Below are 12,610 nucleotides of genomic sequence, written 5' to 3' on the forward strand. Positions count from 1 at the left end.
GTGCCCACAAGCACGCCGCGGTTGAGATTGCGCAACGTCTTAGGAATAGTTTATTAGAGCTAGCTCAGAGATAAAGAGCGTCTTAGATACGTTGCTTAGGTAAAACATCTTGCATGCGTCGTTCAAGTACGGCACCTTGGTCGCCCCAGACGTTACTCACAGTGTATCCCGTTAGCGTCAGCCAAAATTCCAAGTCGTCAGATAACCCACTGGTTCAACCACTCTCCTGTGGGAACCAGAGTTGGCAAGTGTTAGCACCCTCGAGTTGAGTCTTAATAACAACAAGCAGCAGCGTTGTTAGTTAAGTTCAGCGACGTTCCTTTCATCTTCGAGCGCGTGCCTTTACCGGGGTCTGAACGCATCACACGGCGTCACTTTCACGCCTCCTGTCTTACTCCCGGCGCCTGGCGCCCAGCTTCCATGAGCAACTTTCTAACACACCGATGAATCTCACTGAACTCAAGCAAAAAACCGTTCCCGAGCTCCTCGATATCGCCCGTGAAATGGGTATTGATAACTTGGCCCGTTCGCGCAAGCAGGACATCATTTTCGCCATCCTCAAGAAACACGCCAAAAGTGGCGAGGATATCTATGGCGACGGTGTGCTGGAAATTCTTCAGGATGGCTTCGGCTTCCTGCGTAGCGCTGACAGCTCGTATCTCGCCGGTCCCGACGATATCTATATATCGCCTTCGCAGATCCGCCGTTTCAATCTGCGCAAGGGTGACTCCATTTCCGGCAAAATCCGCCCGCCGAAGGAGGGTGAACGCTATTTCGCCCTGCTGAAGGTCAGTCAAATCAACTTTGACCGTCCGGAAAATGCCAAGCACAAGATCCTGTTTGAGAACTTAACGCCACTGTTCCCAGACGATCGTATGCGTATGGAGATCGGTAACGGCTCCACGGAAGACCTTACCGCGCGGATCATCGATCTAACCGCGCCAATCGGTAAAGGCCAACGTGGTCTGCTGGTATCGCCGCCCAAGGCGGGTAAGACGCTGATGTTGCAGAACATCGCGACCTCCATCACACGCAACAACCCAGAGTGTCATCTGATCGTACTGCTGATCGATGAGCGCCCTGAAGAAGTGACCGAAATGTCGCGCACCGTGCGTGGCGAAGTCGTGGCGTCGACCTTCGATGAGCCACCGGCGCGTCACGTGCAAGTGGCTGAAATGGTCATCGAGAAAGCCAAGCGCCTGGTCGAGCACAAGAAAGACGTGGTCATTCTGCTCGACTCGATTACTCGCTTAGCGCGTGCCTACAACACCGTGGTACCGAGCTCCGGCAAAGTACTTACCGGTGGTGTCGATGCCCACGCCCTTGAAAAGCCGAAACGCTTCTTTGGTGCGGCGCGTAACATCGAAGAGGGCGGCAGCCTGACGATTATCGCCACGGCGTTGGTCGATACCGGCTCCAAAATGGACGAAGTCATCTTCGAAGAGTTCAAGGGTACCGGCAATATGGAAGCCCACCTGGATCGCAAGCTGGCTGAGCGTCGCGTATTCCCGGCGATCAATATCCGTCGCAGTGGCACCCGTCGTGAAGACCTGCTGGCCTCTGAGGATGAAATGCAGCGTATGTGGATTCTGCGCAAGCTACTCAATCCGATGGAAGATACCGCCGCCACTGAATTCCTGATTGACCGTCTGAAAGATACCAAGACCAATCTCGAGTTCTTTGAAGCGATGAAACGTCGCTAAGTGGTAGCGCAAATGCGACGCTAGCGTGTAGTGCAGAACCGCCGCTATGATCAACGCCGCTAATGTCATCTAGCGGCGCATTCGCCAGCCAGGGAGCGTGCCTTGAAGTACAAAGACCTGCGTGAGTTCATCGCGGCGCTTGAAGCCCAGGGTGAACTCAAACGTATCCATGTCGAAGTCGATCCTTACCTGGAAATCACCGAAATTTGTGACCGCACACTGCGTGCCGGTGGCCCGGCGTTGCTGTTTGAAAACGTCAAAGGCCACGACATGCCGCTGCTGGGTAACCTGTTTGGCACTCCAAAGCGGGTGGCGCTGGGCATGGGGCAGGAGTCGGTAGAAGCACTCAGAGAAGTGGGCAAGCTGTTAGCATTTCTCAAAGAGCCTGATCCGCCCAAAGGCTTGAAAGACGCCTGGGACAAGCTGCCGATCTTCAAGCAAGTGCTTAGCATGGGGCCGAAAAACGTTAAGCACGCGTCGGTGCAAGAGGTGGTGTATGAAGACGACGAGGTCGACCTTGGCCTGCTACCGATTCAGCACTGCTGGCCTGGCGATGCAGCGCCGCTGGTTACCTGGCCACTGGTGATTACCAAAGGGCCGCATAAGAAGCGCCAGAATCTAGGTATTTACCGCCAGCAGAAAATTGGCAAAAACCGGCTAATCATGCGCTGGCTCTCCCATCGTGGCGGCGCGCTGGATTTTCTGGAGTTCCAAAAAGCCCACCCAGGCGAACCTTTCCCCGTTGCAGTGGCGCTTGGCGCCGACCCGGCGACGATATTGGGTGCGGTTACTCCGGTGCCGGATTCGCTCTCGGAGTACGCCTTTGCGGGCCTGCTGCGCGGTTCGCGCACCGAGTTGGTGAAGTGCGCCCATGCTGATCTGGATGTGCCCGCGTCCAGCGAGATTATCCTCGAAGGCTTTATCTACCCCGATGATATGGCGGCGGAAGGCCCCTTTGGTGACCACACCGGTTACTACAATGAGGTCGACCACTTCCCGGTGTTTACCATCACGCGGATGACTATGCGCCGTGATGCGATTTATCACTCGACCTACACCGGGCGTCCGCCGGACGAGCCGGCGATTCTGGGTGTGGCGCTCAACGAAGTCTTTGTGCCCATTCTGTGTAAGCAGTTCCCCGAAATTGTCGACTTCTACCTGCCGCCGGAAGGTTGTTCATACCGCATGGCGGTGGTCACCATGAAGAAGCAGTACCCCGGCCACGCCAAGCGCGTGATGATGGGGGTGTGGAGCTTCCTGCGTCAGTTTATGTACACCAAGTTTGTGATTGTGCTGGATGACGACGTGGACGCGCGCAATTGGGAAGACGTAATCTGGGCGATCACCACCCGGATGGATCCCGCCCGGGACACTGTGATGGTCGAAAATACCCCGATTGATTATCTCGATTTCGCCTCGCCAGTCTCGGGCCTCGGCTCGAAAATGGGCCTGGATGCCACCAATAAGTGGCCAGGCGAAACGGATCGTGAATGGGGCACCCCGATTGTGATGGACGATGCCGTTAAAGCGCGGGTGGATGAACGTTGGGAAGCGCTGGGGATTGACCTTGAATTGCCGCCCGCTCGCCGCTGAATGCGATGTATCGCTGACCAAATTTGTTAAAAGAGGCTTTCATGAGTGCAAGGACGTTGACGTGCCAGGTCACCGAGGTTGAGAACTTAAGCCCCGATGTGTTTGGTGTGACGCTCGCCGGGCGCGCTGAAGCCATGCAGCACGCGCCAGGGCAATATTTAGAGCTTAAACTGGACGATGCCACCTGGGTGCCGTTTTCGATCGCCAGTGCCGACCGCAGTGATGGTGTTATCGAGCTGCATATACAGCACTGGCCGGAGCGGGATAACTCAGCGCGGCTGCGTGAACTGCTGCAGGTAGCCAACCAGCTCACGCTGCGTTTACCTAGCGGCGAGTGCGTGCTTGATCGTCAAAGCCAACGTCCGTTAATGCTGATTGCCGCGGGCACCGGTTTTTCCCAGATGAAAGCGATCATCGAAGCGGTGCTGCACGAACAGCCTGAGCGGGAAATTTCGCTGTGGTGGGCAGCCCGCGAACACCGCGATCTCTATTTGGAGCAACTGGCGAGCCACTGGGCACAAACCCACGCCAATGTTTGCTTCCATGCGGTAACCGAATCGCCTTTGGAAGAGCCGTTAGCAGCGGGCGAGCGGATCTCCCATCACTTGGGCCGTATTGATCAGGTGTTGAAAAGCGCCGATATCACCCCAGACACCCACGATGTCTATATCTCGGGTTCGCCCAACATGGTCTACGCCTGCCTGGATGTGCTCGACACAAAAGGCACAAAGCTTGAGCGGGTGTTTTCGGATGTGTTTGCCTACGCCCCCCGTTCTACTTAATATGACCGCAGCGTTGTAACGCTCCCCCTGATATAGCGTTGTCAAAAAAGGAGGCTAACATGGCCCAACACGACGAAAACTTTAAAGACGATTCTGGTTTCCTGTCCATCTTTCTAGGCTTGGTGGTGCTGGTTAGCATGAGCGCGCTGCCCGCAACCATTGGTTGGGTACAAGCTTTTAGCGGTTGAGTGTTGCCATTTGCAGCGCTTGCAGGCAGGATAAAACCTCAACGCCATGGCGGCAGCCCTATCATACGATTTACTTGGGCTAGCGATTGCCAGCGGAACTAACAGAATTTAACGGAATATGGGCATGCAGCGACTAACCACCCCACATACAGTAAACCCACAGCCAGTATTGGCTGGTGGCTTTGCGTTTTATGGGTATTGGTTTAGCCACGGTGTGCCCCTGGCCGACGCCTAACGTCGCGCCACCAGGCACACCACTCGGTTGCCTGCCGCAAGCACAGAAGCCCCGGTCGGTAACCCCGCCGGGGCTTCTGGCGTTTTAGGGCCCCAGCGATTTATAGACTGAGCGATTTTCGGCAATAGTTATTCATCATTATTTCATCAAGGAGCAGCATCATGATCTATCGCGCACTGACTAACGCTTTCGCTACCTATTTTGTGGGTTATGGCTATAGCTGGCGATTTAGCGACGCGCGGTCGGTGCTAGCTGCCACCTCCGACCGTGTTTACTTGGGTGGTCACACAGCCATACGATGTCACACGATCGCGGAGAGTTAATCATGAATGCGCCTGTCAGCCCTGTTATTAATAAAACTGTTGTAACCACTGCCCACGCTACTGCTCGACTAACGCCTTCAGCGCCTGAGCCCACTGCCAAGCGGCTGCCTACCCCCGCTGAACTCAGGCAACGTATCTCGTTAAGCGACCCGCTAACGGAACAAATTGCCCGCCAGCGCCACGCCGTACAGCAAATTTTGAGTGGTCACGATGACCGCCTGCTGGTTGTCGTTGGCCCTTGCTCCGTTCACGACCCAGATGCAGCGCTGGAATACGCCGACCGCTTGGCTGCGCTAAGCGAAGAGATCAGCGAACGTATTTTACCGGTCATGCGCGTCTACGTTGAAAAACCGCGCACTACCGTGGGCTGGAAAGGGCTGGCCTACGACCCTGGCTTGGATGGCAGCGGTGATATGCCCCGTGGGTTGGCGCTCTCTCGTGAACTGATGCATGCCGTAGCTGCTCGCGGCTTGCCAGTGGCTACCGAGCTCCTACAGCCGATGTTGGCGCCCTACGTAGACGACTTACTAAGCTGGGTGGCGATTGGCGCACGCACCACCGAATCTCAGCTGCACCGTGAGCTGGCCAGTGATTTGTCAGCGGCGGTGGGGTTCAAAAATGCCACCAGTGGCGATGTACAAGTGGCGATTGATGCCATGAGTGCGGCGACCCATCCGCACCAGCGTTTTGCAGTGGATGCTCACGGTCATCCGGTCGTCCAGCATACCGTGGGCAACCCGCATACCCACGTGGTGCTACGCGGTGGTCACGGTGAGCCTAACTATCAGGCCCAACACATACGTGCGGCGACCACCGCGCTGCATAATGCCGGGCAAAACCCACGGCTCATGGTGGATTGCAGCCATGCCAATGCCCGCAAAGATCATCGCCGACAGAGTGAAGTCATGCTGGATGTATTGGCGCAGCGTCAGGCAGGCGAAGCCAACCTGGTCGCGCTGATGCTGGAAAGCCACCTGTTCGAAGGTAAGCAGCCGCTCAAGCCTGGCGCCCTGCGCTACGGCGTATCGGTCACCGATGCCTGCGTGGGCTGGGAAACGACCGAGCACTTACTTAAAACGGCTGCCGATAGATTGGCGTAATTGCATTTGCAAACGCTATTACTTGTTTGCCCTGGCCAGCCCCGTATCATAGGGCGTTTGTAGCGATAATGAGGCTGGCCATGGTATTTACCTTAGAACATCACGACCCCGAGACCTACCGCCGCAAAGCCCGCATGATCAGCTTTGCCATGGCGGGGCAACTGATTATTTTTGGCCTCCTGTTCTCAATGCTCCTTACCTCCACCTTTGGCAGCAGCCTATGGCTCAATGCCTTGGGTGTGCTGCTTGGGCTATTGGCCACCAGCGCGCTGTTTGCCGTGCTGCGCGAGCGCCCATGGATGACGGAGGTGCGTTACGTCTGGCAGCTCAAACATCACCTGTCGCAAGTCAGTGGCTACCTTTCGCAACTGCGCAAAGCGGTGGAAGAGAATAATCGCGCGGCGTTGGATCTACTCACTTTTTATCATCAGGGAATGGCACAGTTGGCGGAGCTTAACGGGCGCACCACCGACGATGATGCCGAGCGGCTAGCGGAAAAAATGCAGGTTAAAATCAAACGCGAAGAGTTGGGATTGCCCCCGCAGGTAGAAAGTATCGATACACACGATCTACAGGCGTTCAAACGCGGGTAAGTAGTTCAGCAAGCAATAGAATGAGTTCTACAGGGAGCAGGCGTATGAATACGTTAAAAGCATGGGGCGGGGGCATCGCCGCAGCCAGTATGATGTTGCTACTTGGGGGATGTGCAGCCACCCCCTCAGCAGAAACGACAGCCGCTAACCAGGCAACATTGGATAACCGGGCGCCCTTTCTGCCCTCGGCGCTTTTTCCTGGCTCCGCCCAGGCGTTTGCTGCGTGGCACTGCGAGCCTGCACAGCAGCACTTAGTGACTGCCACTAATGCTAAAGATTTGCGCCTATGGTCGCTACACGGCGCATGGCGGCTGCCCCAAGCAGTCGTGGCTAGCGGCGCCCGCTACCAAGATGGTGAGATCAGTTTCTGGAACCGAGGAGACAAGGCGCTTGTGGAAACACCACGAGGCCAACTGCAGTGCTCGCTGGCCGAGCAGCGTGATGCTTTAACCCGTGCGGAGAAGCCAGGTGTGATGCTCTTTGGCCAGGGCAACGAGCCGGGCTGGACGGTTGCGCTCGCTAATGACACGCCGACGCTGACACTGGAGATGAACTATGGGGAAGAGCGTCTTCAATTACCCTATATGGTCAGTGTGATGGACAATGAGGCTGGCCGGGTCGTGATTGAAAACGCCGATGTGGAGCCTTTTTTCCGCGTGCGCATTGACGCTGGCGCCTGCTTCGACAATATGAGCGGCAAGCCTTTTCCCGCCCGCGTTACGCTGACCTATGGTGGGGAGCAATATAGTGGCTGTGGCCAAGGTATTGCTCCCTAATAAAGCACTAGCTCAGCAGCGATAAACAACACGCTCGGCCCGCCACTCATGCGCCTCGAAATCGCTGGCGCACAGGGCCGAGGTGTTGCCAGCGGCACGTGCGGCGAGACGCGAAAGCGTTGCCATTTGAATGCCGCGGGTACTCGCCAGCTGTTCGCTTACCGCAAGTGGTTCCCAGCGCTCACCTTCGAGAGTCGCCAGGGTAAAGCTAAACGGATGGAAGCCTGGGAAGCCAAGCCGAATATCGGTGGCTATCAGCGTCTCTTTGCCGTCCAGCAGGCGTGTTTCGTAGCGCAGAAAGGGGCCTGCAAACCAGTCCAGGCGTCGCCCTTGATGGCTGGCCAGGGCGACGTCCTCAAGGGCAGCATTACGAATAAGCGGCTCAAAACGCGGCTGACGGTCACCATCAAACACACTGATCAGGCTTTCATAATAGCGATCCCCGTCAATCACCGTAGCCCGCCAGAGCACAATGTTAAACGGCGTTGGCTGTATCAACAGCGGCGCCTCTTCCAATCCCAGCTCTGCCAGAGCCGGTGCCAGACGTTGCTCGACCATTAATTTCGCACCCGCCGCCAGCATGAGGTAAACGCTGGTGATGGCCAATCCCCATGTGCAGGCTTTACGTACCCGCTGAGAGATCAAAGCGACCCCCAAAGCGAATAACAGCGGCAGTGTATAGAGGGGATCGATAATGAAAATAATCGGCCAAGCGGCGGGAGTGAGGTCAAACGGCCAAAATAGCTGGGTGCCGTAAGTGGTTAGCGCATCAAGCAGAGGATGGGTAATCAGAATCAGCGCAAAAAAGCACCACCAGTGAGGCAGGCTAATAGCTTTTGCGGGAGCCAACCGCGCGCATAGCAACGCCAGCAGAGTCGCCAATCCTGTTAGTACAAAAAGGGAATGACTAAAACCGCGATGCTCGGTGACATTGGCCACGGCGTCGCCATAATCCAACGCTACATCAAGGTCGGGCAGGGTGCCCAGTACGGCGCCGATGAGAATGGCCTTACGGCCTAAACGTCGGCCCAACACGGCACCGCCAATGGCTGCGCCCAGCGCGGCTTGAGTCATTGAGTCCACAGGTTTCTCCGACGGGTAAACCCAGCTAAGATAAACGTTATGATTAAATTATACAGCGTCGCGGCGATTTATTTTCGCTGTCACGTTGTTGTAAAGCATGACTAAGAGCGTTTTTTATCAGGAGTCGATATGCAATATCTACATACCATGGTGCGTGTCAGTGACCTGGATGCTTCGCTGCGTTTTTACTGCGATCTGCTGGGGCTTAAAGAAGTACGTCGTAAAGAGAATGAGAAAGGGCGCTTCACGCTGGTGTTTCTGGCCGCGCCAGAAGATAAGCCACGCTCAGAACGGCTGACCGCACCAGAGCTTGAACTCACTTATAACTGGGATCCCGAAGAGTACACCGGCGGGCGTAATTTCGGTCACCTAGCCTATCGGGTGGATGACATTTATGCGCTCTGCCAACACCTTCAGGACAACGGCGTAACGATTAACCGCCCACCCCGTGATGGCCATATGGCGTTTGTTAAATCACCGGACGGAATCTCGGTCGAGCTGCTGCAGAAAGGTGATGCCCTGGCGCCGCAAGAGCCCTGGGCCTCCATGGAAAATACCGGTAGCTGGTAGTGATTCCAGCAAGAGCTATGCCACTAAGACTATGCCACAAGGAAAGTTCATCATGACCATAAAAGGTGGGCGTTTACTGCCCCTGCTCGCTTTTGCTGCGCTACTGTTAAGTGCGTGTAGCAGCTCGCCAGGGCCAAGTTCTACGCCACAACAGGGCGCCAGCGATGCCTCGCTTGAGGGGGCTATTGTTGAGCAGCGTTGGAATCTGCTGTTGGTGGGAACTGATGAGCGGCTCTCTATGCCGGAAACGCCATTTTTCGAGATTTCAAAAGAGGGAAAAGTTAGCGGTCACGACGGCTGTAACCGCTTTAGCGGAGAAGTAACACTTGGTGAGAACCAGCGTATCGAGTTTAGTCAGTTGGCTACCACTCGCATGGCGTGCCCGCAAATGGGGGATGCCAAGCGAGTGACCGAGATGCTGGAGACTGCCTATCGGTATTTGATTGACCATGACCGATTGGTCTTCTTTGGGCCAGACAGTCGGGTGCTAGGCGGCTGGCGCGAAGGCAACTGATTTAGCCAGTTAGCCTTCAAAAGGCGGATTGAAGCGAGCGATAAAGCGCGCATCAATCCGCTTTTTCCATTGCCATACCCACCTGCCGGAAACTCCAAAGCCACCGCGGCTGGCAATCGCGCGGCCGTCGCCAGTGCCAATGAGTGCCAACACTCGTTTGGGCGGCTGCCAGGGGCGTAACGGTTCGCCGTGGCAGGCGCGGCGGAGGTTGTCCGCTAAGTGTGGCCCCATACGCACTGCATATACACCCGCATTGGGCAGTGCTGGAGTAAACGCTGCACAGTCGCCCGCGGCGAAAATAGTTGGCTGGCCGGTGACTGCCAAGGTGTTTTCTACCTGAATAAAGTGGTGTTTATCCAATGGTAGTTCGGTGCTTGTAAGCCAAGAGTGGCCGATAGCCCCGGTTGCCCAGAGCACGATGTCCGCATCAATACGAGTACCGTCCTGGGTGGTTACCCCGCCTTCCACCAAGGTTTCGCCGCGTTGCTCAACGTGCACGGTAATGCCTGCCTTGGAGAGCGCGCGTCGGGTAAGCCAGCGTGGCAAGTACCCGGCTTCAGGCAAGAGTGCATTAGCGGCAGTGAGTAAGTGCCCCTGCCAATCAATATCCGGGCGCTGCTTGCGCAACTGGGTCAGTACGCACATCAGTGTTTCGCAGCCTGCGGCACCGCCACCCACGCCTAGCACTCGTTGGGCGCCGCCGCTGGGTAATTGGCTAAGCTCATTGTTTACTGTTTGCCAGCGCTGGTGCAGGCTGCTTAGTGGTCGCATGGCGAGTAGCTTGGGGAGGTTCTCCCCGTGTTGCTGGGGGCGCACCAGGGTCGATCCGATATTAAAGGAGACCACATCAAAATTAATGCGCTCGCCATTCTCCAGCGCCACATAACGCTGCTGGGGGTGAATCATGCTAGCTGGGGAAAGAATGAGTCGGGCGTTGGCCCGCTGACACAACGCCGCTACGTCGATCTGTGTCTCCCGCAGCGTACACTCCCCCGCTAGCCATGCGGGTACACTACCTGAGTAAGCGGCTAAGGGGCTATCACTCACTACAGTAATGGCAATATCTGAAGCGGGCTGTTGGGCAAAGGCTTCGAGGACAAAGGCGTGGGCATGGCCCGCACCAATCAGTAATAATTGCGGCATGGGCATCGCCTATAGAGAAGCAAGGAGCTAGGGGATGTTTAGCAGACAAAGACTTGGTTTTTACCCGCCATTTTGGCCAGATACATGCCTTGATCCGCCCGCTCAAATAGCTGTCGAGGCTGGTCGCCGGGCTTTAATAGGGTCAGGCCGATACTCACCGTTAACTGCTCGGCGATGGAGAAGGTGTGTTGCTCCACACAGCGGCAGAGCCGGTTCGCCAGCTTCAAGCTGGCGTCTTGGTCAAGCTCCTTGGATATGACGACGAACTCTTCGCCTCCCCAGCGACCAAGATGATCATCAGCTCTCAGCGTCTCCTGCACTAACTGCGCTATATCACACAAGATATCATCCCCGATGGCGTGGCCATAGGTATCGTTAATCTTTTTAAAGTCATCAATATCAAACATCAACATGGCGAAACTGATAGAAGAGTGGATCAAATCCTCCATCACCAGCTCCGTGTAGTAGCGGTTCCAGCATTTCGTTAAGGGATCGGTATGGGCCAGGCCCTCAAGACGCTGATTGGTCTTGGTTAACTGGCGGTTGAGGTGAACAACCTCATGGGCCGTTATGGCCACTGCTATATCGTCAGCCACATCGATGATCATGGAGGCTTCCAGAGGCATCCAATAACTCAAGGCGTCTTGGAGCGTTGTATTAGCTACCAACGCAGGGAGGAGCGGCTGCTGGCGAAACAACAGCAACCAGCCTAAAGGGGCATTCGCAACACTAAGAGGGGCTGCCAAGCCGCCTTGGCAACTGCCATTCAGCTCGGTAATTTCGTCAAGGGTGTTTTGCTGGTTCAACTGCTGCAATTGATGAAACAGCTGGTGCTTGGTGGGGCAGTCGCCAAAGCAGTGAAGATCGCCCTGATAAGCCAGCGCAATGCCTTCGGCCTGAAATATATTGCACCAGCTGGTGCCATGATGCTGCAAAATATCATCGATTGAGGTGAGTCGTTTAATATCCCGGGAGAGCAGCCTGCGGCGAGACTTTAAACCAGAGTGGCGGGCAGCTATACGCTCTGCTTTTAACAGGCGTAAGCGTTGGGATGCAATGTCGACGAGTAGCTGGATCCACTTGCCAGGCCCAGCGTGAACCGCAGGCGGATGCCCAATATACCCCCACACCTCATGTTCGCCCTCTAGCTCATAAAGTTGCAGGTCTGAGGTCGCCAGATCCTCATAACAACGAATAGCGAGCAGCTCGTGATGAGAGGCCAGCGTACTTTCCAGCGGATAGCAGTATGCCAAACGAAGGTTGCCGGTGCTTAAGCGGCGATAAAGTACCACTGGTTGACCCTGGGTAAGCGCGTGGAGCGTTTTAGCCAGCAGTTCCAAAAGCTCCAGAGGCGTTGCCGAGCCGCATAGTAGCGCCAGCTTTTGACACAGGTTGTCGAGATTTTGCACCGATGAAGATAGTGTGCCACTCATCATGAATGACTCCTCAAGCGCCGCTCTTCAGCGCTTAGCATAGCCACTCGCCTAATACTGCTAAGCGAAAACTCGAAATTGAATTAATGATTCAATCAAAAGGTGAACCGTTATTCAACTATTATTGAACAATCGCTTCACATTGGCGGCATGAATGAAAAAATCATGTTCGCCGAGCGTTTGAAAGCGGCACTAGAAGCAGCCGGGTACGAAGCGCGACCGTCAGTGCTTGAGCGGGAATTTAACCTTCGCTACTGGGGCAAGCCGATTACGTTTCAGGCCGTAAGGCGTTGGCTGCGCGGTGACTCAATCCCCAGTCAGGATAAACTTCAGGTGTTGGCCCGCTGGTTGTTAGTCGACCCGCACCACCTGCGCTACGGCGGTAGCAGCGCTTATAACGTTAGTGAACCTCCCGCCAATTGGGACATGTCATCGACCAATGAAGAGCGCCAGTTGCTGTTGCTCTACCGTGGTCTGCCCGCTGCCCAGCGTAAAGTGGTGCGCGATATCATGGAGACATTTGCCAAGGCACACCCGCCGGTGAATGACCGGAATGACTAGCTGGGTTATCGCC

The 12,610-nt window shown here is 55.7% G+C and carries 13 protein-coding genes; 10 read left to right on the forward strand and 3 right to left on the reverse strand.

What is annotated here, in order from left to right; translation table 11 throughout:
• Positions 1-443 precede the first annotated feature (443 nt).
• From rho to OM794_RS02805, 7 genes are all read left to right on the forward strand, one after another.
• A complete protein-coding gene (gene rho / locus OM794_RS02775; protein WP_007111700.1) occupies positions 444-1,703 on the forward strand; it encodes a transcription termination factor Rho in 1,260 nt (419 codons plus the stop codon).
• A gap of 102 nt (positions 1,704-1,805) precedes the next feature.
• Positions 1,806-3,296 (forward strand): 4-hydroxy-3-polyprenylbenzoate decarboxylase, encoded by a 1,491-nt coding sequence (gene ubiD / locus OM794_RS02780; protein ID WP_226250121.1) that lies wholly within the window; start codon positions 1,806-1,808, stop codon positions 3,294-3,296.
• A gap of 41 nt (positions 3,297-3,337) precedes the next feature.
• Positions 3,338-4,078, forward strand: a complete 741-nt coding sequence (locus OM794_RS02785) for an FAD-binding oxidoreductase (protein ID WP_226250122.1) — start codon at positions 3,338-3,340, stop codon at positions 4,076-4,078.
• A gap of 59 nt (positions 4,079-4,137) precedes the next feature.
• Entirely contained in the window at positions 4,138-4,266 is a 129-nt protein-coding gene (locus OM794_RS02790; RefSeq protein WP_261377686.1) for a hypothetical protein, read from the forward strand.
• A 560-nt stretch (positions 4,267-4,826) separates the two neighbouring features.
• A complete protein-coding gene (locus OM794_RS02795) occupies positions 4,827-5,924 on the forward strand; it encodes a 3-deoxy-7-phosphoheptulonate synthase (protein WP_226250123.1) in 1,098 nt (365 codons plus the stop codon).
• Between the two features lie 80 nt (positions 5,925-6,004).
• Positions 6,005-6,517 carry a DUF3087 family protein gene (locus OM794_RS02800; protein WP_226250124.1) on the forward strand — a complete coding sequence of 171 codons (513 nt, stop codon included), beginning with the start codon at positions 6,005-6,007 and terminating at the stop codon, positions 6,515-6,517.
• Positions 6,518-6,561: 44 nt separating this feature from the next.
• A complete protein-coding gene (locus tag OM794_RS02805) occupies positions 6,562-7,293 on the forward strand; it encodes an MliC family protein (protein WP_226250125.1) in 732 nt (243 codons plus the stop codon).
• A 12-nt stretch (positions 7,294-7,305) separates the two neighbouring features.
• Here OM794_RS02805 and OM794_RS02810 read toward each other — a convergent pair whose 3' ends face one another.
• The gene (locus OM794_RS02810) at positions 7,306-8,376 is read right to left on the reverse strand and encodes a metal-dependent hydrolase (protein WP_226250126.1); all 1,071 of its coding nucleotides are present in this window, start codon (positions 8,374-8,376) and stop codon (positions 7,306-7,308) included.
• Positions 8,377-8,505: 129 nt separating this feature from the next.
• On the opposite strand from OM794_RS02810, the gene gloA reads away from it, so the two are divergent.
• Together gloA and OM794_RS02820 are read left to right on the forward strand one after the other, a co-directional pair.
• A complete protein-coding gene (gloA, locus tag OM794_RS02815) occupies positions 8,506-8,946 on the forward strand; it encodes a lactoylglutathione lyase (protein ID WP_226250127.1) in 441 nt (146 codons plus the stop codon).
• A gap of 52 nt (positions 8,947-8,998) precedes the next feature.
• Positions 8,999-9,460 (forward strand): META domain-containing protein, encoded by a 462-nt coding sequence (locus tag OM794_RS02820; protein ID WP_226250128.1) that lies wholly within the window; start codon positions 8,999-9,001, stop codon positions 9,458-9,460.
• Positions 9,461-9,469: 9 nt separating this feature from the next.
• Here the strand turns inward: OM794_RS02820 and OM794_RS02825 are convergent, their stop codons facing one another.
• Both OM794_RS02825 and OM794_RS02830 read right to left on the reverse strand, forming a co-directional pair.
• Positions 9,470-10,609: an FAD-dependent oxidoreductase gene (locus OM794_RS02825; RefSeq protein WP_226250129.1), complete on the reverse strand. Its 1,140-nt coding sequence runs from the start codon at positions 10,607-10,609 to the stop codon at positions 9,470-9,472.
• Between the two features lie 32 nt (positions 10,610-10,641).
• Entirely contained in the window at positions 10,642-12,039 is a 1,398-nt protein-coding gene (locus OM794_RS02830) for a GGDEF domain-containing protein (RefSeq protein ID WP_226250130.1), read from the reverse strand.
• Positions 12,040-12,201: 162 nt separating this feature from the next.
• Here OM794_RS02830 and OM794_RS02835 point away from each other — a divergent pair, with 162 nt between their 5' ends.
• Positions 12,202-12,597: a transcriptional regulator gene (locus OM794_RS02835; protein WP_320442898.1), complete on the forward strand. Its 396-nt coding sequence runs from the start codon at positions 12,202-12,204 to the stop codon at positions 12,595-12,597.
• Positions 12,598-12,610 lie beyond the last annotated feature (13 nt).

The organism is Halomonas sp. BDJS001, from assembly GCF_026104355.1.
In the GTDB taxonomy this organism is placed as follows: Bacteria; Pseudomonadota; Gammaproteobacteria; order Pseudomonadales; family Halomonadaceae; genus Vreelandella.